Annotated in this window: 11 protein-coding genes; all 11 read left to right on the top strand. The window is 43.5% G+C overall.

Annotated features, from left to right (window positions below):
* Nucleotides 1-116: 116 nt before the first annotated feature.
* The 11 genes from I6N90_RS21285 (at nt 117) to I6N90_RS21335 (ending at nt 25,720) form a co-directional block, all read left to right on the top strand.
* Nucleotides 117-4,646, top strand: a complete 4,530-nt coding sequence (locus tag I6N90_RS21285; protein WP_197937676.1) for a non-ribosomal peptide synthetase — start codon at nt 117-119, stop codon at nt 4,644-4,646.
* Nucleotides 4,647-4,711: 65 nt separating this feature from the next.
* Nucleotides 4,712-5,956 carry a macrolide family glycosyltransferase gene (locus I6N90_RS21290; protein WP_197937677.1) on the top strand — a complete coding sequence of 415 codons (1,245 nt, stop codon included), beginning with the start codon at nt 4,712-4,714 and terminating at the stop codon, nt 5,954-5,956.
* Complete coding sequence (locus I6N90_RS21295) at nt 5,949-9,056, top strand: cyclic peptide export ABC transporter (protein ID WP_232243225.1); 3,108 nt, start codon at nt 5,949-5,951, stop codon at nt 9,054-9,056. The genes I6N90_RS21290 and I6N90_RS21295 overlap by 8 nt, the downstream gene beginning before the upstream one ends.
* A gap of 45 nt (nt 9,057-9,101) precedes the next feature.
* The gene (locus I6N90_RS21300; RefSeq protein ID WP_197937678.1) at nt 9,102-12,956 is read left to right on the top strand and encodes a non-ribosomal peptide synthetase; all 3,855 of its coding nucleotides are present in this window, start codon (nt 9,102-9,104) and stop codon (nt 12,954-12,956) included.
* 13 nt (nt 12,957-12,969) lie between these two features.
* Nucleotides 12,970-14,238, top strand: coding sequence for an ACP S-malonyltransferase (fabD, locus tag I6N90_RS21305; protein WP_197937679.1), 1,269 nt, complete (start codon nt 12,970-12,972; stop codon nt 14,236-14,238).
* A 36-nt stretch (nt 14,239-14,274) separates the two neighbouring features.
* Complete coding sequence (locus I6N90_RS21310) at nt 14,275-18,264, top strand: type I polyketide synthase (RefSeq protein ID WP_197937680.1); 3,990 nt, start codon at nt 14,275-14,277, stop codon at nt 18,262-18,264.
* The gene (locus tag I6N90_RS21315) at nt 18,257-21,733 is read left to right on the top strand and encodes a beta-ketoacyl synthase N-terminal-like domain-containing protein (protein ID WP_197937681.1); all 3,477 of its coding nucleotides are present in this window, start codon (nt 18,257-18,259) and stop codon (nt 21,731-21,733) included. Before I6N90_RS21310 ends, I6N90_RS21315 begins: the two co-directional genes overlap by 8 nt.
* Before the next feature lie 8 nt (nt 21,734-21,741).
* Nucleotides 21,742-22,008, top strand: a complete 267-nt coding sequence (locus I6N90_RS21320; RefSeq protein WP_232243226.1) for an acyl carrier protein — start codon at nt 21,742-21,744, stop codon at nt 22,006-22,008.
* 21 nt (nt 22,009-22,029) lie between these two features.
* A complete protein-coding gene (locus I6N90_RS21325) occupies nt 22,030-23,172 on the top strand; it encodes a radical SAM/SPASM domain-containing protein (RefSeq protein WP_197937683.1) in 1,143 nt (380 codons plus the stop codon).
* 39 nt (nt 23,173-23,211) lie between these two features.
* Complete coding sequence (locus I6N90_RS21330; protein ID WP_197937684.1) at nt 23,212-24,309, top strand: hypothetical protein; 1,098 nt, start codon at nt 23,212-23,214, stop codon at nt 24,307-24,309.
* 19 nt (nt 24,310-24,328) lie between these two features.
* The gene (locus I6N90_RS21335; RefSeq protein WP_197937685.1) at nt 24,329-25,720 is read left to right on the top strand and encodes a glycosyltransferase family 2 protein; all 1,392 of its coding nucleotides are present in this window, start codon (nt 24,329-24,331) and stop codon (nt 25,718-25,720) included.
* The last annotated feature ends 94 nt before the right edge of the window (nt 25,721-25,814 follow it).

A 25,814-nucleotide genomic window follows, 5' to 3' on the forward strand; every position in this document is an offset into this window, starting at 1 on the left:
ATTAACACTTTAATCTATTAAACTATTAATCTTGTAAAGGGAAGGGGCATGCCTGAAGCTCAGCTTCTAAAACGAATACGAATGATAGTTAATTTGGCATAACGGAGGGATTTTTAATGAATGTACCGACGTCGGTACTGACGTTGAGCGATGTCACTCACCCTTTGACCCATCCGCAGAAACGAATATGGTACATGGAAAATATATTTCCAGGTACGTCACTAGCGAATATAGGCGGACCAGTTCGGGTTAAAGGACTTATCAATTTTGGCTTGCTGGAGCAGGCAATTCATACACTAATACGCCAGCATGACGGTTTGCGCCTGCAACTTGCCGAATTAGATGGTGAAGCGATACAGATCGTAAAAGAATATGAGAAGCAGCCGCTTGATTTTTTCGATTTCTCTATGGAGGCTGATGCTGAAACAGCCTTTAGGTCATGGGTGCAGAACGAAGCCAGTAAACCGTTTCAACTAGTGAACTCGAAACTATATTATTTTGCGATGTTTCGTATATCGGATAAGGATAACGGATACTTCGTTAAGTGCCATCATATTATTTCTGACGGTTGGTCAAACCAACTGACAACATCACAGATTGCTGATCATTATACGAAGTTGGTCAACAGGGAGGTCATTGATACCGAGCTGCAATCGCCATCATACTTGCAATATGTTAAAGAAGCAGAACTTTATTTCGAATCACCGCGATTCATCAAAAGTAAGCAGTTCTGGAATGAGAAATTTAAATCGCTTCCCGAAGGGGCAACTCAAATATCCGTCAGCAGTACAGAGGGAAGGCGTCATTCCTTACAGCTCGATATAGAGCTTTCACTGCGTATTCAATCATTTGCAAGTGGAGCGGGTATATCACTGAATACGGTTTTTGTACTCGCCTATTTGATCTATTTGTATAAAACTACGCAGCAACGCGATCTAGTCGTTGGTACTCCTGTGCTCAATCGATCAGGTAAAAAGGAAAAGTCGATGTACGGGATGTTCACAACGACGATGCCATTCCGATTTAACCTTGATACGGAGGCAACAGTAGAGTTCGCGCTGAAACTTGTTCAAAAGGGACTTATGGAATGTTACTTCCATCAGCGATACCCTTACGATCTGCTCGCACAAGATCTGGAACTGAAGAAAAAAGGCTACGATCAGCTGTTTAAAGCGAGCATTAATTACTACAATACAAAGCTTCTCACTGAAATGAATGGCGTGCCAATCGAAAATGAGGAATTCTACAACGGCCATCAACTATACGAGCTTCAACTAGTCATTAAACATTGGTCAGCAGATGGCGGTTTAACTCTTGATTTCGACTACCGACTTGATAAGTATAGTGCCGAACAAATTGAAGAGTTATCCGGTGATTTGTTGCTTTTTATCGAACAGATGTTAGGAAAACCACAAGCGACTATTAAAAGCTTGTCAGTACTAACTGAGGCGGAAAGAAGCCGTGAAATTTATGACTATAACAAGACGAATACTGAGTACCCGAAGGAACGATCAGTACTGCAATTGTTTGAGGATCAAGTAGAGCAAAAACCAGACGATGTTGCAATTGTACACGAACGAGTACAGTGGACCTATCGTCAATTAAATGAACAGGCCAATCGACTAGCACGATATCTAAAGCAGAAGGGAATTGCACACGAGTCTATCGTCGGGCTATGGATGCAGCATTCCATTGAAGCAGTAGTAGCTATTTTGGCAGTTATGAAGGCAGACGGCACATACTTGCCGATCGATCCAGCATATCCAGATGAACGGATCCGTTATATGTTGGAGGATTCAGGTACAGAGCTTGTACTTACAAACTTTACCGATGCGACCATTGTGGGATATTCGGGTGAGATTTTGGACTATCAGGGACTTTTACTTGATGGACTAGATTCATCTAATCTTGCACACGTCCATGAACCACACGATCTGGCCTATATCATCTACACATCAGGTTCCACTGGTCGTCCAAAAGGCGCGATGATCGAACACAGAGGGTTGACGAATTACATCTGGTGGGCGAAGAAGGTGTACGTTCGTGATGAGATTCCAACATTCCCATTGTATTCATCGTTAGCGTTCGATCTAACGGTCACATCAATATTTACACCGCTAATATGCGGAGGACGTATTTGCGTTTATCGGGACGACGGCGATGAGTTTATTTTGTATCGTATTTTGCGAGATAACGTTTCTACCATTATTAAGCTGACGCCAGCACATCTGGCTTTACTTAAAGAACGAGATTATAAGCATGCAGTAGTTAAACATTTTATCGTTGGAGGTGAGGATTTAAAAACAAATTTAGCAAAGGAAATTACCGATACTTTTGGGGGTGAAATAGCAATTTACAATGAGTACGGCCCGACTGAAACGGTAGTTGGCTGTATGATTCATCAATATAACGGCAATGAGGATGATCGGGCTTCTGTACCTATTGGCGTACCAGCGGATAACGTCATGTTATACATTCTTGATCCAGATCTGAATCCCATGAAGCAAGGGGCTATTGGGGAACTTTATATAGCAGGAGACGGTGTTGCCAGAGGGTATCTTCATCGTGAAGAGTTGACACGCGAGAGGTTTCTGGATAATCCGTTTGTCCCTGGTACTCGAATGTATCGAACGGGGGATCTAGCTAAGCGGCTAGCAGACGGAAAGATTGAATATGGGGGCCGTATAGACCACCAAGTGAAAATACGAGGTTATCGGATTGAAACAGCGGAGATCGAGAAGGTGATCATCCAACACGAGGGTATACTAGACGCGGTTGTTATTGACCGTGAGCATGAAAATCTCGGGAAATATTTATGCGCTTATATCGTGAAGCAATCACCACTAACGACTGCTGAACTGAAGCAACATTTATCTCTGAAGCTGCCATCCTACATGGTGCCATCGATGGTTGTGGAACTTGATGAGATCCCGCTTACGATCAATGGAAAAGTTAATCGGGTATTGTTGCCGGAACCTGATACCACTTCAGCTGGGGAATCTGAATATGTCTCGGCTCGGACTGACAGGGAAGTACGGTTAGTAGAAATCATCAGTGGAGTTTTGCAGAATGATCGAATAGGGGTCAATGATCACTTTTACAACTTAGGCGGAGATTCGATTAAAGCGATACAAGTGTCATCACGCCTGAACAGAGTTGGTTTTTCACTCAAGGTTAGAGATATTTTGGAAAATCCAATTATCGAACAGATGGCGCTTCGAGTAGAGCTGTTAAAGACTGTCAACGTTGCTCCGCAAGGGCTTTGTGAGGGTAAACTCGAACCACTGCCGATTACCACATGGTTTTTCCAGCAACAGCTTAAAAGGCCGGAATATTACCATCAATCTGTACTGCTTCACTTACAAGCAGAAGTAGATGTGGATGTATTAAAAAGAATTCTGCTACAGCTTGTTGACCATCATGATGGATTGCGTTTGCAAGTTAATTTAGAGACACATGAGTTGTCCTATCATAACGAAAGGGACCGTTTGCTACTCGTTCAGTCGGTCTCGTTAGCGGATACTGATGATCATACGCAAAACGTACGGATGGTTGAGCTATGCGAAACGTTTAAATCACAATTCCATCTGCAAAATACACTGCTCATCGGAATATGTCTATTCGATCTTGGCCGAAACGGGAAGAGGTTGCTTATTACTGCGCATCACCTCGTTATAGACGGAGTATCGTGGCGTATTTTGCTAGAAGATTTCGCGGAAGCACTTAACAGCCATTCACGAGGTGAAATCGTTACATTTCCGCCCAAAACAGCATCTCTACAAATGTGGTCACAACATGTGAGGAATTACCTATTACCCGAGCAGGAACAACATTATTGGCAATCTATTAGTAATCGGCTTACGACTATCCCTATTGATTATGCAGATGGAGAAGCCAGTGTAAGGAGCTCGAGTACAATGGAGCATTGCTTTACAGCTGAGCAGACGAACAAGTTGCTTTATGAATGCCACCAGGCGTATGGAACAAAACCACTGGAGTTACTAGTAGCGGTACTGACTCGTGCAATTTATAGCAGTTTTAGTTTAAAGGAAGCTGTTGTGGAGTTAGAGTCACACGGGCGAGAGCAACTTCGTGATGAAGTCGATCTTTCTCGTACAGTTGGCTGGTTTACAAGCATTTATCCAGTAAAGTTGTTGCAACCAGTTCACGAGTCTGATGAGTCAACTTTAGGTTCTCTCATTAAGTCGGTGAAAGAGCAGCTCCGATCGATACCTATGCAAGGAATAGGATTTGGCTTACTACAGGCACAACAGAAATTAGTAGCCGATTATGATGCTAGAAAGTTAATGCGATTTAACTTTCTCGGTGATTTTGACGGCCTGTGGGACAACAGCTGGTTCACATTGGCGAGTGGAAGTAGCGGCTTAGATACGAGCAAGGAGAATGAACTTACTTCCTTGTTGGACATTAATGCAATGATAGTCGATCAATCTTTGCGCTTAAGTATCACATATAGTCGAAATCGGTTTAAAGACGCGACGATTACTAGATTCATGCAGTCCTATAATGAGGCTTTGATGCTAATTATTAACCACTGTGCTCACAAAGGAGTGATGGAATATACACCTTCGGACTTTGAGACAGTTGCCTTGTCACAGGAAGAGCTTGATAGTTTGTTTCTCTAACTGCTTATAGTTGACTCGATTGCACCTTACGTTTGTAATCTGAGGTATCAATGGAGGTCGTCCTAATGTCTAGAGTAGTGTTTTTTGGTGTCGATCTGCATGGGCATGTCAATCCCACGCTTGGATTGATCAGCAAGCTGGTCGAGAGGGGAGAAGAGGTAATCTACTATTGTAGTGATCCTTTTCGCGAAAAGATTGAACAAACGGGAGCTTCATTCTGTAGCTATCGAGGGCTGCTGAGCTTTGGACGGCATAACGGAACGGGAATTGAAACATTGCTTGTATTTGCAGATTTTCTGATGAACAAGTGCCGAATTTTAGTAGACGCACTGTATGATGAGATCTATCAATTGCAGCCCGATTATATTATCCATGACAGCTTTTGTTTATGGGGTAAAGAACTTGCAATCGGGCTGAATATCCCGGGTATCGCCGTGTTTGCTAACTTTCCATTTATTGATGAGATGGCGCAAAAGGACCCTGCTTTTTTTATGGAGTATGTGCTACTGGCTTCTGAGGAGCCATTTTATGTTAAGCATAAGGGTCAGCATGATGTATATCGTAAACTGCTTGATAAGCTTGCACGTGTAATTGCTCTAAAGTATGGGAAACAATCGATTAATGTGATAAATGATATTTTTTGCAGCAAAGAGGGGTTAAATCTGTTGTTTACATCTCGTGAATTTCAGCTTCATGAGGAAACCTTTGATGATACCCACTTGTTTGCAGGTTATGAGGTTTATCCAAGAGACGAACCAGTAGATTTCCCATATGAGCTACTAGACGGCAGGCCGTTAATTTACATTGCGTTTGGCACAATTCTTCATAACTTGTCCGATCTCTATCAAACTTGCTTTGATGCATTAAGAGATTCGGATTATCAAGTGGTTATGTCAGTAGGCATAGAAACAGACTCTTCAATATGTGATTCTGCTCCTGCTAACTTTATCGTTCGACCTTATGTGCCTCAATTAAAGCTATTAAGTAAAGCAGATATCTTTGTTACACATGGCGGGGCTAATAGCATTTACGAATCATTATGCAACTGTGTACCGATGGTTGTTATGCCGCAAGTATTCGATGAGTTTATGGGTGCGTTGATGGTTGAACAATCAGGTGCTGGAGTCTACATACGCAATAAAATGCCAAGTGCAGAGGAGCTGCGAGAGATGATCCGGCAGGTGAAAACCAATCCAATTTATCTCGATAATTGTAGACGTATTAAACAATCCTTTGAGGCGGCAGGCGGCTTGAATTATGCAGTAAATGAGGTCATTCATTTTGCGAAGCAGAAGGTGTGTCATGAGTAATTTTAAACGGATAATGTTGTCCATTTGTTTAATAGCCACTCTTTTTATATCTGTGAGTGGAAGTTTGGCAGTAGCGGCTTCAACGGTTGGTTCTGCAGAGATAACCGATATTGATGCCTATATCGAAGATATGAAGGATAAATCTGAAATACCAGGGATGTCAGTAGTAATAGTTAAAGGTGGCGAAACCGTCTATCAGAAAGGGTTTGGTTATGCTGATGCCAAGAGCAATGTACCAGTAGGGCCAGAGACATTGTTTGAGCTAGGCTCAACGAGCAAAGCTTATACGGCATTAGCAGTAATCCAGCTAGAAGAACGTGGGCTACTTAATCTGGATGATCCAGTAACGAAGTATCTTCCTTGGTTCAAGACAACCTACGAAGGTCAACCCGCTGATATTCAATTAAAGCATTTTCTATACCAAACAAGTGGTTTGCCTTTTCATAGTATCGGGGATATCCCTGTTGCAGAGGATGATCTGGCACTTGAAACGACGGTTCGTACACAGATTGGGCAGAAACTCGATCATAGGCCGGGCGAAAAATATTTATACGCAACCATTAACTACGATGTGCTTGGTCTCATTATTCAAGGAGTATCAGGAATGTCTTATGAGGAATATGTACAGTCGAATGTTTTGGACCCATTAAATCTGAAACAAACGTATATGTTCCGTGAGGACGCAGCACAAGGAGAAATGGCTGTTGGTTATAAACTCAGCATGCTAAATCCAGCTGTATACGATGCACCTATGTATAGAGGTAACACACCTGCTGGTTACATTATCTCCAATTCAACGGATGTGGCGAAATGGCTGAAAATCCAGCTAAATGCTGATCCAGAAGCAGAAGCATTCAGCAAATGGATAACGAAATCCCATGAGCCAAACCGTGCCGTTGCACCTGCGAGTGATGGTTCATCGTATGCGGCTGGCTGGAGCGTCTATCAAGAAGGAACGGGTATGCTCGCCCATGCTGGAGCGAATCCTAATTTCTCGACTTATTTTGCCATCCGTCCTACGGACGGTTTCGGTGTAGCTGTACTTGCCAATCTGAATTCTCCATACACAAGTACAACAGCACAAGGCATTATGAACATGCTCATCGGCAAAAAAGTTCCCGAAACTGGGGGTGATATGTACAAAAGTATCGATACGATATCGTCGGTCGCCCTTCTCATAACTGCACCTGTTCTGCTGCTCGTGCTATGGCTGACGGGGCAGGCAATCTTACAGACCATAAAAGGTACTCGTACGTATGTAGGGCGTCACGCTACAACCGTTTCGGGACTCGCGATATACGCCACGTTTATGGCAGGGCTTGCTTATTGCTTTTATCAAATACCGGATACTCTCTTTTGGAATTTGAACTGGACTTTCGTGCAAGTGTGGGCGCCCAATATATTTACCTATACAGTTGTTTCCTTATATACAACGATAGCGCTATTCGGACTATATTTCTTGTTTACGACGGTATTCCCGAAATCGGACGACCGTTCGTTTTTTGCACTAACACTGCTTAGCATTGCAAGCGGCTTTGGCAACGCACTTATTATATTCATCGTTAATGAGACGCTGAATCGAGATATCCAGAAGTTCCAGAGCGGTATGCTAGTCTTTTTTGTACTCGGAATTGCGATTTATGTCTTTGGGCAGAAGCTTGTCCGTACTAGATTAGTTAGAATTGCTAACGATATGGTGTACGAGAAACGAGTCGAACTGCTCGGGAAAATACTAAGTACGTCCTATCAGAAGATCGAAGGAGTGGAGGAGGGTAAAATACCAGCTTCGCTCAATAATGATACGGAGACGATAAGCGGATTTTCGAACATCGTTATTACGGGTGCTACTAGTTTAGTTACGTTAATTAGCTGTTTTGTCTATATGGGCATGATCAGCTTTATGGGGGTGCTTGTCGCGATAGGTTTTATCGTGCTCGCTGCGGGTATTCATTATTTTGTTGGTTTGAAGGCGAATCGACTTTGGGAGCAGATGCGTGATATCCAGAACGTATTTTTCAGATTTATTAGTGATTTGACTGGTGGATTCAAAGAGCTCAGTTTGAACAAAAACAAACGTGCTGATTTCCAGCAGGATATGCAGGCAAATTGTCATTCGTATCGAGAGAAACGGATCGGCGGCGATCTTAAATTTGCTAATGTAAATGTAATCGGTGAACTGCTATTTACATTTGTTATCGGCGCAGTCGTCTTTTTGTTCCCATTGTTATTTAGTGAGCTGAAGACCAATACGATGCGCAATTATGTGTTTGTCCTTTTGTATATGACAGGGCCAGTACATGGCATACTCGGAACCATTCCAAATATTTTCCGAGTGCGAATTAGTTGGAACCGAATTAATGAGTTATCAAAAGAACTAGATTCTATACAGGAAGCGCAGAAGCAAGTCGCAACGAGTGTGGAAGCGTCTGATTCGATGGATCTAAAACTGAAGTCGGTTGAATATCACTACGGAAATAGTGAGGGTGAGAAATTTGCTGTAGGTCCTATCGATTGTTCATTCCGATCAGGCCAAATTACTTTTATTACGGGTGGCAATGGTAGCGGGAAATCGACTTTAGCAAAGCTGATAACCGGTCTATACGAACCTGTACACGGTGGCATTACGATAAACGGTCAGTCCATTCATATGAGTGAATTAAGTGGACATTTTTCAGCGATATTCAGCGATTTTTATTTGTTTGAGAAGTTATACGGTGTTCCCTATTCATCTAAGCAAGCGGAGATTGCTCATTATCTGAATGTACTTCATCTACAGGATAAAGTTGAGATTCGTGACGGTTCTTTAAATACAAGGAAGCTGTCGACAGGTCAACGAAAGCGGCTTGCATTGTTAATTAGTTATTTGGAGGATCGGCCAATCTGTTTATTTGATGAGTGGGCAGCAGATCAAGATCCGGAATATCGTGCATTCTTCTACGATACATTGTTGCCTGAGCTGAAGCAGAGAGGGAAATGTGTTATTGCGATTACCCATGATGATCGATATTTCCATACGGCGGATCAAGTGATTAAGATGGAGCTTGGTCAAGTTGTGGAAGTGGTGCAAAACGAGTCGAACAGCAGTCACGTTTATTCATAGTAGGGCCAAGACTGTTTAGTGAACTGCCTGAGAGGATGGAGCTATATGAGAGAGAGCCTTTCAAACAAATTGGACAAGGAAAATGTAGAAGATATTGTCGCATTAACGCCATTGCAAGAAGGCTTGTTATTTCATTATAGGAGTGACAAGGATAAACATTTTTATAAGGAGCAATTTTCTGCTCGATTATTAGGGAATTGCTCCGCTCAAACATTTAAGCAGGCTTGGCAGACCGTCGTTCGAGCCAATGATGTTCTACGATTGGTCTATCGATGGGAGAAGCTTGAGAAGCCTGTCCAGATTGTATTGAGAAATCGTGAAGTGCCAATTGCCGTTTATGATTATTCCGATCATGCTATCGAGCAAGCAGAGGAATTAGTTTCCAGTCTAAAAGAGCAAGACCGTTGGAAGGAGCTAGATCTTGCAACGGCGCCATTTCGGATTATGTTATGTCTGCTAAACGACGAGACAAGCGAGATGGTCATTACTTGGCATCATATTTTATTTGACGGCTGGAGCAATGGGGTTCTGCTTAAAGAGTTTATGCAAGCTTATGAAGCAATCTCGGAAGGTTCATCGTTACCGTTGAAGGATGGTATTAAAACACCTTTTAAACAATTTGTGCAGTTGCAGCAGCGCCAAAACAAAGGGTTGCAGCAACAATATTGGAAGCAGGAGTTTACGGGGTGGCAGGAGCGCACCTTGCTGACTGAAGCGTTAGAGTCGCAACTGGAGCGGGCCCACGAAGGTAAAGGTGCTCGCCACACGATAACCATTCCTACAATAGCGGCAGCGGAAATCAATCGGTATGTACAACAACATGAGGTTACGTTAGCTGCTTTCTTGTATACGGCTTGGGGAATTTTGATTGGTCGTTATTGTAGGTCAGATGATGTGTTGTTTGGCACAACCGTATCAGGTAGAACGCCCGAACTCGCGGGAATTGAAGAGATGATCGGGTTGTTTATTAATACGATTCCACTTCGTATGTGCTGGAAGTCCGATGATGGAGTGAGCGAGCTCGTTAACGCTGTTAATGAACAATTAAAGCGACGAGTAGATTATGAGCTGACACCGTTAGTGGATATTAGCTCCTATAGTGGAGCTGACCAGTATGGATCATTATTTAACACGATAATGGTTATCGAAAACTATCCGCTGGATACCAACATTGGTCAAACGGGTGCGCTGCGAATCGATCGTTATACGATGGTAGAAGACACGCACTATGGGATGACGATAGGCGTCCAGATGAGAAGAGATGGTGAGCTTGAGCTTGAGTTTGCTTACGACGCAAGCAGCTTCTCCGAACCAATGGTATCGAGGTTAGCTAATCATTATAGGGAAATTATTAGTCAGATGTGTAGTAATGCGGAGCTAATGATCAGCGAGATTAAGCTGTTAACAACGGATGAGCATGAACGGCTCCTATACTCGTTTAATGATAGGCTGTCGCCTGTACAAATGCCCGAAAACCAAGAGCTAGACACGGTGCATAGCCGATTCGAGCAACAGGTCGAGCAAACACCTGATCGTGTTGCAGTTATATGTGATGAACGGAGCTATACGTATAGCGAAATTAATGGAGCCGCCAATCGGTTGGCACATCGGATTAGGGCGCTGGGTGTTTGTGCTGATGAGCCTCTAGCGATCTGGCTAGATCGATCGGAGCAACTTTTAATTACGATGCTGGCTGTACTTAAGACGGGTGCTGCTTATGTACCTATCGATTATGATTACGCTCCAGGTCGGATTAATCAGATGTTGCAAGATTGCGAGGCGAGGATTTTAGTTACAACTGATTATGATTTGCCAGAAGCTATCGCATTTAATGGAACAATTGTGAGTTTGGCTACACATCAATCGCTGTTTGATACGAGCGTAATAGGTGATGAAGCTGACAATGAAGTTCAAATAAATGATGCTGGCAACCAGCCTTCTATTAACAAGTCTAATGATACGGCTTATATTCTATACACATCAGGCTCGACCGGCACGCCAAAAGGGGTAGTTGTTGAGCATCGCAATCTATTAGCTTATGTGGATGCATTTCAGCATGAGTTCCGCTTGAGCAAAGACGATACCTTTTTGCAGCAGGCTTCTCCTTCCTTTGACCAATTTGTAGAGGAAGTATATCCCGTGTTGCTAGCTGGAGGTCAGGTTGTTATTGCTCGCAAAACAGATGTGATAGACATGCCTAGGTTAGTAGAGCTGATCGACAGACATCAGGTGACGATCGTATCCGTTTCTCCGCTACTCTTGAATGAGCTGAACAAACAGTCAGGGATGGACAGCGTCAGAATTTTTATTAGCGGCGGCGACGTTTTGAAGACTGAATATATGTCGGCATTACTAGAAAAAGCGGATGTCTACAATACGTATGGACCAACTGAAGCGACAGTTTGTGGTACGTATCATAGATGCTCAGCTACAAACGCTGTACGCGGCAGTATACCGATAGGCAAGCCCATATTAAACTATCGCGTGTATGTCCTTGACCCGTATGGACATCCTCTTCCAATTGGTGTTCCGGGGGAGATTTGTATCGCGGGAGCAGGTGTCGCCCGAGGTTATTTGAACAGACCCGAGCTTACAGCGCAAAGCTTCTCCATAGATCCATATTATACGGAGGAGCGAATGTATCGAACGGGAGATATCGGATTATGGATGCTAGATGGAAGCTTGCAATATGTTGGCAGAAATGATCAGCAAGTGAAAATTCGAGGATACAGAGTGGAGCCCGGTGATATCGAGTATCGTTTGCTCAGCTTAGCAGCGATTGATGAAGCGAGTGTGCTTGCACACGAATATGAACATGGCATGATGTCGTTAGCTGCGTATGTGAAGACGAATCGTGATGTAACAGCTAATGAGCTTCGTAATGAGTTAGCCCTAAGTTTACCAGCATATATGATTCCGAATTCTTTCTATCACATCGATTCCGTTCCTATGACAGCTAATGGAAAGTTAGATCGCAAAGCGTTATTGCAGGTTTCGAATAGGTTAGCTAGTGATGTACGAGCTATGATAACAGACAGTGAGGCAAGCGAGACGGAGAAAAAAATTGTTCGTGTATGGAAAGACGTACTGAAGGTGGATGATGTCGGGTTGCAAGAACATTTTTTTGACCTAGGCGGTAATTCGATCTTACTTATGCAGCTGCATGCCAAGCTCGAGAAGGAATATGCATGGGGTATCCAAATTGTAGATCTCTTCTCCTATACGACAATTGCTAGATTAGCTCAGTGGGTAGACGAAAAGCAAAGCTATAAAGAGAATGATGATGGAGCTGTATGGGGTAACTATCAACAGTTGCCAGCGACATTTTTTCATCGTCAGATGAACGGTAGTGGAGTAGGAGTTGTCAGGTTTCATCTTCAAACTAATCTGCTTGCATCCATTATTGAATATGCTGAAAGTGCCAAAGTCGAATGGTTTGATGTTCTGTCAGGCATGATGGTGTATCTCATTAGTGAGTGGAATGGCAAACCTGATGTGGCGATTCAATGTTTGGTAGAGGGAGGAGATCAGGTATCCCCTCTGTTAGTGAATATGAATGTCATTAATGGATTTGAAGGGTTGTTTCAATTCGTACATCAGGCACGCAAGAGCGGAAACAAATACGTCTATCCTATCGATCATATTCTCTCATCTAAGCTTATAAAAGGAGAAAACGATGTGCTGCCATTGCTCTATCGCAATCAAGATATCGAAATCGATGCAGCATTGCTACAAGTATATGATATCGCTTGGGGCGTAGAGGAACAGACTGATGAAAATAAGTTGTCTATATCGATCAAATTTAATGACAAGCGAATGAAAAAGGATGCCATTCATACGTTGGCGAGCGGATATATTGATCTGCTGCGTCAATTGACTGCAAGTATCATGATGTCGTGAGAGGAGTTCGTGGATGAGAAAGCTAGCGCTTCTATTTCCGGGTCAAGGTTCGCAATATATTGGGATGGGCAAGGAACTGCTTGAACGATCATCAACAGCACGAGTGGTATTTGCTGAAGCTGATGAAGTGTTAGGGTTCAATCTGCAGCAGCTTATTGCAAATGGTAGTCCCGAAGAGTTAACTCGTACGGAGAACGCGCAGCCTGCTCTGCTTACCGTTAGTGTTGCTGCGTTTCGTGTATATATGGAGGAAATTGGTGTTGAACCTGCCTATATGGCAGGACATAGCCTTGGTGAGTTCTCTGCACTTACTTGTGCAGGAGTGATGTCGTTTGCTGATGCGCTGCGACTTGTTAGAAGTAGAGGTCAGCTTATGCAACAAGCTGCTGCCGAAGGGGTCGGCGCGATGTGTGCCATTATCGGCAGCAATCGGAATCGTGTAGAAGAGGCATGTGTACGAGCATCAACTTCGGAGGAGCGGACAGTTGTAATCTCCAATTATAACTCCTCGGAGCAGCTAGTCATCTCCGGACATCGTTCAGCTGTTGAAGATGCAGCTCGTGAACTGGAGTTGATTGGAGCTCGTATCGCGTTTCTTAAAGTGAGCGCACCATTTCATAGCCCGCTGATGAACTCTGCAGCCATTCAGTTTCAAGAGGAGCTTGCTGCCTATTCATATACTTCGTTCAAGTGGCCGGTACTATCGAATGTTACGGGTAAAGCTTATGAATCCCCTGAACACGTTGTTAGTTACTTAACGCAGCAGCTAACTGCCCCAGTTCGTTGGGATGACAGTATGAAGTTGTTGCACAGTGAAGGAGTTTCAGTCGCTGTGGAGCTAGGGGCCAAGCAAGTTTTGACGCAGTTTATGAAGGTAGATGCAGCTTCAATTACCTGTTATCCCTATGAAAAAGCAGCAGAGCTCGATTTCCTTCGAAATGAACTGGCAGCCGATAAACTTACGCAGCTCCGCAAGCAAGTGACAAACAACGTTGTAACCAAATGTCTAGCGGCGGCTGTATGTACACGCAATCGAAATTGGGATTTGGAAGAGTATGAGCAAGGTTTTGTTATCCCTTACAGACAAATACAACGGCTGCAAGAACAGTTAGACGTGACAGGGGCTCCACCAACTGAAGCGCAGATGCAGGAGGCGCTGGAGCTACTCAAGGGGATGTTGGAAACGAAAAAAGTACCCCAAACGGAGCTGCAAGAACGATTTGCCGACATTCTGAAGCAAACGGGAACAACAGCGTTATTTCCAGCCTATGCAAGTGCTTAGTTTATAACAAGCCCGATTAAGTATGGAGGTGAAGGGGTGGATTTTAAATCAATCAAGTTGAATCGGGGGCCAGCTGCCGAGCTTGAAGATGTCTCTTTTGATCGTACATCCGGCGGAGATATTGCAATAATCGGAATAGCGGTAAAGCTTCCGCTTGCTGATACGTTAGACCAATTCGTCACAAACCTGCAAATGGGAAAAGATTGTGTGAGGCCAATCCCTCACATGCGGAAGCGGGATACGGACACTTATTTCAAGGGGATCGGTACAGATCCTGAAGGTTTAGCTTATGGCGAAGCTGCATATCTCGATGAGATCGACAAGTTTGACTATCCCTTTTTTAAGTTGTCACCGAGAGAAGCGAGCTTGCTTGATCCAAATCAGCGGATATTTCTAGAGACTGCATGGCGTACGATCGAAGATGCTGGTTACGGTGGAGGGAAACTACGAGGGAGTCGGACAGGCGTTTATGTCGGTTACGGATCAGATGGGGACTATTTGAAGTTGATCCGTAAAGTTGAGCCAGATGCTGTATCGATGTCATTAGCTGGTAACATACGTCCGATCATCGCTAGCCGATTGTCCTATCTAATGGATTTAAGAGGGCCTAGTTTGCTTGTTGATACAACATGCTCCTCGTCCCTTGTAGCTGTCCATCTGGCTTGCCAAGCTATTCGCAATGGCGAGTGTGACTCCGCAATTGTAGGTGGAATTCAGCTTCATCTTATTCCAGTTCGGGAATTTGAGGTTGGAATTGAATCATCTACTTCACGGGCACGAACGTTCGATGATCGAGCAGACGGCACTGGAACAGGCGAAGGTGTCGTCGCAATGATGCTGAAACCGCTGGATCAAGCATTAGAAGCACGTGACAACATTTATGCGGTCATCAAGTCTAGTGCAATGAATCAAGATGGCGGCTCAGTCGGAATAACAGCTCCAAACGTGGAAGCGCAAGAGGCTGTTATTGTTGACGCATGGAATCGGGCGGATATAGACCCTGAGACGATAGGCTATATCGAGACACATGGAACAGCTACTAAGCTTGGAGACCCCATCGAAGTAGAAGGGCTAAAGCGAGCGTTTCGGCAATTTACAGATAAACGTCAGTTTTGTGCAATCGGAGCTCTCAAGAGCAATATCGGACATTTAGACAATACAGCAGGTATCGCGGGTTTGCTCAAAGCTGTGTTATCGCTGAAGCATAAGTGTATCTATCCGACGCTGCATTTTGATAGACCAAATCGAGTAATCGATTTTGCAGAGTCACCCCTTTATGTAAGCGACAGATTGATGGAATGGGAGGAAGGCGCGCATCCCCGCAGATGTGGTGTTAGCTCCTTTGGTATAAGCGGTACGAACTGTCACGTTATTTTGGAGGAGGCTCCAGAAACCAGCACATTATCTAAGAGCAATAACGGTGAGTATCGATTGTTTGTATTGTCAGCACAGTCAGAGTCAGCATTACAAGCTTATGTGGATTCAAGTATTGCATTTATTGAGCACAATTCTACAGTTGAATTTGGCGATGTGTGCTTTACATTAAGTACGGGCCGAGACCATTACCGATACCGAATAGCAATTGCAGCAAAGAGTGTAGACGAAGTTTTGGATGAGCTTAGACGCTTTACAACGATAGGTTTTACGGCTTACCTGAATCGATCGGATGACGAGAAGTTCAATTATTTACACGCAGAAATAATAGATCGCTTTAGCTCTCAGCAAGAGGTAATACGTTCTACCGCCGAGGCTGTGCTAACCTCCTATGTGCAATCCGACAAACGAGATAGGCAACTCTGTGGTGAGTTAGGCAAGTTGTATGCGCAGGGAGCTACTTACAATTGGGATCGAATATATCGACAAGAGCGAAGAAAACGTGTCAGTTGCCCAACATATCCATTCGATAGATATCGTTGTTGGGTGAAGTTGACGGGCACAAACCTGGCGGTCAATCCTCAACAAGAAATGACGAAAGATGATCTCGTGAATGAGTTTAAAGGACTACGAGGGAATGATTGCAGCAGCTTTTACCATCAGCGAATATGGGGTCATGAACCGTTAACGAGCGGCACCCGAAGAAATCGGGGCCGACAGTCTATTCTCATTTTTCATGATGACCAGCATGTTGGCAGTCAGTTAGTCAGTAGATGGAAGGCAACTAATGTTGAGGTTATAGAAGTTGTTATGGGCGAGCGTTACGAACAAGTGAATGAGTCAGCGTTTGTCATTCAAGATGAGCTGCATGATTATGAGCGGTTATTGCTCGATTTAGCTCATGTGTCGATTAATGGGGTCGTTGATCTACGTTATACATCAATGCGAGCAGAAGCGGAAACCTTTCCGGAGCATGAATTAAGTATTGAAAGGTCGATTTATAGATTTTATCGTCTGACACACGCTTTAACACGTCGAGCTAATAATGATCCGTTAGAGATAACGATTGTATCTGCCTATGCGGACGAAGTGATCGCTGATCAAGCAAGAGTGCTGCCTGAGCAATTCGCTATGATCGGATTAAGTAAGGCAATTGGTTGGGAGAATCCGCATATACGTATTCGCTGGATCGATCTCGACGATTCATCAGATTCGGTGGAGTCCATATGGTCGGAACTCCAATATGAATCTAACGATTATTGGAGTGCTTATCGTGACGGGAAACGTTTCGTAGAACGAGTTGACGTACTGGATGTTGAAGAACAATCAGCCAATAGCCATCTTATGAATCTCGATTCTGAAGGTATATATGTAATTACAGGCGGTCTAGGCAACATTGGATTGCTTATCGCTGAGCATCTTGCAAAAGAAGCAAATGGGTCAATAAACATCGCCTTAATAGGCAGGAATGTTTTGCCGCAACGTGAACAGTGGTCTGAAATCGAGCTGAGGAATGAAGACGACAGATTAGTTCAAAAGCTTCGAGCCATTCGCGCTATTGAAGCGGCAGGTGCTACGGTGGAGCTAATCCGTACTGATGCGGCCAATAAAGAACAGCTAAGCGAGGCGATTACTGAGTTGCGGCAACGATATGGGCGGATTGCGGGTATCGTCCATGCTGCTGGCATTGCTGAAGGGAACCTGTTGAGCCGCTTGTCAGCAGAGGAGCTTCAAGCTGTAATTGCATCGAAGGTGACAGGCACTTGGCTCTTGGATCATCTAACACGGCAAGATAAACCAGATTTCTTCGTTTTATTTTCATCAGCAATAACGTTGGTAGGCGGGATCGGCTCAGGTCCATATACAGCAGGCAATGCATACTTGGATGGATATACAGCCTATCGGAATCGACTTGGCTTACGAACGCTGACGATCAACTGGCCTGCTTGGGAACAGTTGGGTGTTGCTGGGGATGCAGACTTTGATGAGTCTAAGGAGATGTTCTGTTTGATGCCTGCCGAGCATGGAATAAAGGCTTTTCGAGAACTGCTTTCTGGGGCTGAAGCTACACCAATACAGCAAGCAATTGTCGGGAAATGGAATCGTAAGAGCAGTTTGTTCGCTCTAGGAGAGATGTTGCCATTCCGACAATCTGAACAGGTTGGGCAGGCGTTGGCACTGTCGTCACATGCAAATAACGTTCAGTCTAACATTGCAACTACCAGACAAACGAAAGCGGTAAATGGTAAGTCGCTTGCAGCGCCGAAAACGTATAGCGAAATTGAACAAGCGGTAACAGAAGCATGGAAATTGGTGCTTGGGTATGAGGAACTCGACATAAACGCCAATTTCTTCGAGATAGGAGGGGATTCGATACTCATTGTAAAAGTGCATCATTATGTCGACGAGTGTTTTCCTGATTTAACAACAATTGCCGATCTGTTCTCCTATCCGACAATAACACGAATAACTAGCCATCTTTATTCTGTTATTACCAGTAGAGTTGACAAAGCTGAGCCAAAACGTGAGTCGATTGAAGCTGATTCATTTAACGATTCGATTCTAGCGTTGTTTGGTCGAATGGAGCAAGGCGAATTATCGATCGATGATGCAGTTGATCTATTTCGCGAGCTGGAGGTAGCAAATGGATAATCTAGTGAGCCAAATATTTGAGCAAGTGACTGCAGGCAGGATAGACAAAGATGCGGCATTGCAGCTGCTTCGAACGATAAAGAAGGAACCCACTTCTATGTCGAAGGATATAGCTATAATCGGACTTTCGCTCAAAATGCCAGGTGCGAGCAACTTGGAGCAATTTTGGGATAATATCGAGCAAGGTCGAGATTTAATCGGTCCGTTTCCTGCAACAAGGCAACAGGATAGTGCAGGATTTATTCGATCGTTCACTCAACTTAGTGAGGAGAACATCCGTTATAGCTATGGAGGATATTTACAAGATGTAGATAAGTTTGATTACACATTTTTTAATCTATCACCGAAGGAAGCGGCCTTAATGGACCCAAATCAGCGATTGTTTTTGCAATCTGCTTGGGAAGCTATTGAGGATGCGGGGTATGGTGGCAAACGTATTCAGGGGAGTAAAACAGGCGTTTATATCGGATATGCGGATTGGCCTGTCTATGGTCAATATATAACAAAAAACCAGCCATCCAATATTCCGATGGCAAGTGCAGGGAACACACCTTCCATTATGGCTGGACGGATTGCTTATTTGCTCGATTTGCAAGGTCCTGCCCTGCTAGTTGATACAGCATGCTCATCCTCATTGGTGGCGGTACATCTCGCTTGTATGGCTTTGCGGAACGATGAGTGTGAAATGGCAATTGCAGGCGGGGTAAAGGTTTGTTTGATGCCTGTAGACGGATTGTTCGAGATTGGCATCGAATCTTCGAATCGCCAAACGAGTGCATTTGACGATAGTTCAGATGGTACGGTGTGGGGGGAAGGGACAGTTGCACTGCTACTCAAGCCGCTGAGTCAAGCGATTCGAGATCGAGACCCAATCCATGCTGTTATTCGAGGCAGTGCGACGAACCAAGACGGCACGTCGGTTGGCCTGACGGCTCCAAATGCAGCTTCCCAAGAGAAATTGCTCATTCGGGCATGGCAGGATGCGAGAATTGACCCGGAGACGATTGGCTACATCGAAGCCCATGGTACAGGAACTAAGCTCGGAGATCCAATAGAGACTGACGGTATACGAAGGGCGTTTCGCAGCTATACGAATCGTAGACAGTTTTGCGCGATTGGTTCCGTTAAAACGAACATTGGGCATCTAGATGCAGCCTCTGGTGTAGCTGGGCTCGCGAAAGTAATAGCTGCACTCAAATATAAAAAGCTGCCGCCAACGCTACATTTTATGAGGCCAAATCGGAATATCCCCTTCGAGAGCTCACCGATTTATGTGAATGATCGACTGGAAGAGTGGGTGGTAGAAGAGGGACATCCGCGAAGAGGTGGTGTAAGCTCATTTGGATTCAGTGGTACAAACTGTCATCTCGTACTAGAGGAAGCACCGCCTAGAGCGACTGAAGCAGTCCATTCTGACTATACTGGCAATGATCAATTGATCATTTTGTCAGCGAAGAGCAAGTCGTCGTTGGAGCGACTCATACAAACTTATGTCACTCGGTTGCCACTCTTTGAAGAGAGCTTTTACGATCTCTGTTACACAGCAAATACGGGGAGAGGGCATGATAACTTCAGAATAGCCATTATCGCGAATAGCACCTCTTACCTTCTGAGACAACTGCAATGGGTGGTTGAGAATGGATTAGACAACATGATGAGGAGAGGGATTTATTACGACGAACATCGAGTAGCAAGTAGCCGAAGAGCTGAACGAAAGAGAGGTGAATGGACGTCAGATGAGCTGAAAGCTCGAAGTATTGCAGCAGAGGAACTTATACAACAGGCTATTTCTACGACTGGAATGCTGGATCGCGATAGCCTTGAGCAGTTGGCTGAACTTGTTGTACAAGGTGCGGAAGTAGATTGGGACAATCTATACGAGGGACAAATTCGCTCGAAGCTGCATATCCCTGTATACCCCTTTGAAGCATCGAGATGCTGGATAGATCCAGCTGCTGATACGTATCAAGCTTTGCCCCAAATTATTAGTCATAATGATTACACGAAAGAAACCCAGACCCCATCTTCTTCTACCACCACTACATTATTAGAACGTACACCTAGACTAAAAGGGAAAGCAGATGGTCATTATTCTTCATTAGAAATACAGATGGCTGAATTATGGGAGCAGCTACTTGGTGTTCAAGAATTCGACCTGGATGATGACTTTTTCGAACTTGGCGGCAACTCAATTACTGCGATTCGGTTGGAGGTTGAGTTAGAACAAAGGGGCATCCAGTTTGGCTCAGATCTGCTTTATCGCTACCCGACGATTCGTGAAGCAACAGCTTATTTAGAGGGACGGTCTAGTGACCGAGCTACAGAAGTAGAGCCAGAAGAGGAAGCTGATACAGGGCAGATCGGAATCTATCAAACCGCCGTTACTAGTGAGCAGGATAAAATCAAATTGCAAACAGAGATAAATGACTGTATTCCATCTAATCGTTCGGAAACGTTACTACTGCCCGATATCGAGCCATTTAACGATTTGTATTATCGAAATTGTTTTTATAATTCCTTTTTTCCTGTAGTCAACCATTTTGGCGGGAGCATCCTCCCTTTTCTCATCAACGATTTAATTGTATTTCAACATACAGATGCGGAAGATGCGGGGCAGTACGAGTTGCAATATGAAGAAATTAAGCCGCTTGAAACGCTATTTGTAGAGCAACATTTTACGGTAGAAACTCGATATAGCTATACGGATATAACGGGTGAGTTCGTACAAAGTATTTGCCAAGGACATCCTGTTATTGTGTGGGTGGATAGCTATTATATCCCATTCAGAAGCGACACATTTATGAAACAACATGTGGATCATACATTGCTGCTATACGGATATGATGAGCGCAATCGATTATTTCATATTTTGGAGCATGATCGACGTGAAAATCTCACCTATAAACCTTGCGTGATCACTTATGACGATCTAATTCGTGCTTGTCGAGGCTTTCAGGAAGAGTATCAACAGCTGGAGCATAGAGTTGCTTATTACAGCATAGAGCACAATAGTCATGCTGAACGCTGGCAACCCAATTTAATAGAACTTCAAGGATTATTTGCAAGCAATGTCCTCTATAACCGTAAGCGATTAAATGAAAGTATGGCAGTGCTTCAACAGTTTGTAGCGTGGTTCAAACAAACCAGCTCAATCGAGGTAACTTTTAAGGATCAAGTTCAAGCATTAGTCGAGACGTTAAATCAGATTTTGAACGCCAAACATGTTGAAGGGTATCGCTTAACAGCTCTTTATGGAGCTGACGCAGAGCTGCTTGTCCTTCATCGCGAATGTGTGGAGCATTGGGAAACGATTCGTAAAGGAACGGTTCGCTTTTTATATATGCCTATCTATCAGATGGACAGAATCAAAGCTATTCATGAGAGATTAGAACGGCTAATGGCAGCCGAGCAGCACTTTTTATCCCGATTAATCGAACAGCTTCAATTAACTTTAATTCACAATAAATAGGAGGAATAATGATGACAATCGAAACAAAGGACGAGCTAAGAATGAGAGTAATAGAGCTACTGAAGGATAATGTTGATGATCCTAACATGCTGGATCAATATGGCCCAGACGAGGATCTGTCTGCATTAGGAATAAATTCATTAACTTTTATTAAGTTAGTCATCGCGACTGAGATGGAGTTTGGCGTCTCATGGAACGACGAGGATCTCGATTTCCGCAACTTCAGCACAATCAACCAGATTTTGAGCTATATAAACTTGAACCAAGGCGAATAAAAATAAAAGGAGGATGACATTATGCTAACAAAAGCAGGCAAACTCGGAGGAACCGCTTTAGAGGAGCATGTAAAGAATTTAGTGCCAGAGATAAAACAGCTTACGTTATACCCGTCAGAGCTATGTAATTATCGGTGCAGCTTTTGCCATATATGGGGTGAAACAGGCTGGGCGCTTAAAGAGCCGCAACGTGCGATCCGTGAACAACTTGATATCAATGTACTGAAAAATTTTCTAGATGATGTTACCGCAGTTAATAAAAACCTTGGGGTTATTATTACCGGCGGTGAACCTATGTTGTACAAGCACTTTACTGAACTGGTCGAGCATCTTCGGAAACGTAAAGCGAAAATTTTCCTACTGACCAATGGTTCATTAATTAAAAATCGTGTTGAGTTCATAATGGAAAATATCGTTGCGATGAACATTTCTATCGATGGGCCTGAAGAGTACCATGATGCGATTCGCGGCAAAGGCAGTTTTAAGACGATTTGCGAAAATATCGATGCACTTATCGCGGAAAAGCGCAGACGCAAAAAAATGTTCCCATTTATTAATATAACGATGGTGTTATCTCCAACAAACTATCTCAGCATTAAACAGTTTATGAGTTCACTTCGTGAACGATTTCCAGACTCTACGGTTATGCTGCACGACTCTCGTAATCCATGGGCGAAGCGCCGTGACTTGTCTATCAATCTAGCACCTTTGCTATTCACAACACCAGAACGAGGCAAGGCATATGCAACACAGATGAAACATGATTTGGATTGTGATGTATCACCAGCATGGCAAGGGTTCGCAGAAGATGAGATACAAATGGACACGAAGCTTTTGAAAAAAGAGCTGGAAGAGCTTTGGGAATCGGAAGGTATTGATTCCTCTCATTATGTAGACATACACGAATATTATACTGACATTGAAAATGTCTTCGGCCGTTCCAAGTGTGTTGCACCGTGGCATGAGATGGTTATACGTCGTACAGGTGATGTGTATCCATGTGTTGATCTACCAGACTTTAAGTATGGAAATATATACGAGAATACATTTAAAGAGATGTGGGAAGGTGAACGTGTAACGAAGTTCCGCGATTATCTGAAAACAACCAATCTAATGATGTGCAATCGCTGCACACGTATGTTTGCTGATCCAGAGTCCTATTAATCGCTAGCACTGCAACTATGAAGAATGGAGGTTGGTCGTATGAACATCTTAGAAATGGAATTAGCGCTGGCGGATACAACTAAAAGAAGCGTTAAGCTGCCATTTGAAATGCCTCAGGTGTATGGCTTTCTAGGTCATGCTTATGTATTAGGCATACTTCAACCGCATGAATATGCACAACCGTGGATTCATAGCAGTTATATTCAATTGTATATGTCCAAGCACTATTTAAATGACTTTGGTGAATACCGATTAGATTTCTACCCGGATTTAATGATTGCTTATCGCAACGTGCCGTGGCTTGAATATCGAAATAGCGATAAAAGGCTACTTAATCAGCTGGGAGTGGATATTCATCGTTATCTCATTGCTCAACTAGAGCGCAATTACTATATCGTTACGTATGTGGATGAGTATTACATTCACAATACAATTGTTTATCAGCAACATCACTTTGTTCATGATATTTTTATTTACGGATACGACTTGGATCGACAAATATATCATGTAGCGAACTTTGATAAAAATCGCCAGTTTTCTATGCAGGAAATAACTTTTGAACAATTTGAGCAAGCTTCTTCGGCAGTGACTAAAAACTCTCAATCGCTAATTAGCTCACTCGGAAGACTTGTGCCTGCGGACTATGAAGGTAGCAAATATGGTGCTGGGCTAGCTAAATTTGATTTTGATCTATCATTAATAATTGAAGTTCTGCACGATTATTTGGAAAGTAGAAACTCAACAGATCGGCTCAAGCTTCAGCAGCAACCAGTCGAAGGCGTCTTCGGTGTAGCCATATACCCTAAGTTGCAACAATATATAGCTCGAATCATTGAAGGGGTTCAAAACTTCGATGTGAGACCGTTTCATATCCTATGGGAGCACAAAAAAATGATGGTTGCAAGAGTTCAATATTTACAGAAACTAGGTCATTTAAGTCCCGAGACTCCGCTATTAGCGGAGTTTCAGAGACTGGAAAAGAAGGCTTATACCCAGCGGAATTTAATTCTTAAAAGCTTTATGAGTGACAACAGACAAATATTGCATACTCTCGGCGATTCGCTTCAAGACTTGCAGATCGATGAGCAACGTGCAATTACGCAACTAATTGAGGAGCTTGGGCAAGTTCAAACGTAGCAAGAAAGGTAGGTGCAAGGTGGACGTATCAATCATTATTCCTGTGTATAACAAAATGGAGCAGTTGGAGCGTTCATTATATTTTATCGCCAAACAAATCTCTACTAACATTTCACTAGAAGTCATCGTCGTTGATGATGGTTCGACTGAGCCGCTAAAGGTGATTGTTGATTCCTATAATGATCAAATTGTGAATCTTAAATATGTACGTCTTGAGCGAGATAAACATTCTTGTCGCTCTCGTACTCGAAATACAGGAATTCGCGAGAGCGCAGGCAACATCGTTGTTTTTCTTGACTGCGGCATCGTTATTCCTGACTTTTTTGTTGAACGAGTCGTCAACCGGATTGGCGTAAGCGACAATATGGTTTTATACCATTATATATTGGGAGCATTCACAGATCCGAATCAAGAGGATCTGTCCGTGATCGAAGGATTAAATCCAACTAACCTTACGGCAATATGTGAGCAGCTTAAATATCATCCAGGCTGGGAAGATATGCGGACGTCACATTTCGAACTGGTAGAAAATGATCTGGGCAAGATGGATGTACCTTGGACGATGGGATGGGGCGGAGCAGTTAGCGCATCACGTGATATCGTTCTCCAAACGGGCGGATTCGATGAGACGCTCAAAGGGTGGGGGGCAGAGGATACCGATTTCAGCTACCAATTGCACAAACATGGTGCTTCAATGTTTGCAACTTCTGATATTTACACATTGCATTTACCACATGCTTCCGACGACAATATCGACCAGAAAATAAAGTCCAGCTTCATAAACCGCAAAAAAATGCATATGAAAGAACGAACCTTCGATACCGAGTTGTACTCGTATTCTGCAGATATGCATTTTGATCAAATTATAGCTAAGTTTAATCGGCTGTTGGTTCATTATTATGTTCCTGTTTATTCTAGTAATGTAATTGAGCTTCTTAATACTGAATATTTACAGGGAGCAGGACGATCAGTAGTACTTGGTGCAGACAGTCATGCGATGTTAACTGCGTTAAATGTTACTCATGTATTTCTGCAAAATAAGCGGCTGATTAACCGTTACCAATGCACTTGGCCAGATAAAGAGTTTCTTTATCTATTAGGTCTAGATACGCTGTATCCGTCTAAACATTTTGATGTAATCGTAGTAACGGATTACTTCAGAATGTTTAGTGAACCACTTATTAGTATTATGCTTAAGGAGTTACATCGAATTAGTAAGAGACTAGTATTGCTGTACAATGACAGCTATGTATCTTATCTTGCAACAACAGCAGGGTGGACATGGCATAGCAGAGAAGAGCTTGAACAGCTCTTTGGCCGGAATCAGCTAATATCGCATACCGAGCGGCAAGTTGACGATTGTAAGGTGTTGGAATTGGACAAAGCAGTTGCGATAAGTCGGATTGGCTAACATATACAAATGCGAAAAGCATCCTTCTAGTGATAGAGGATGCTTTTATTTTGCCGTTAAACGTTATGAAACTCACGATTTTGGGGCTGATGAT

The organism is Paenibacillus sp. GSMTC-2017 (assembly GCF_016019935.1).
Taxonomy (GTDB): Bacteria; Bacillota; Bacilli; order Paenibacillales; family Paenibacillaceae; genus Pristimantibacillus.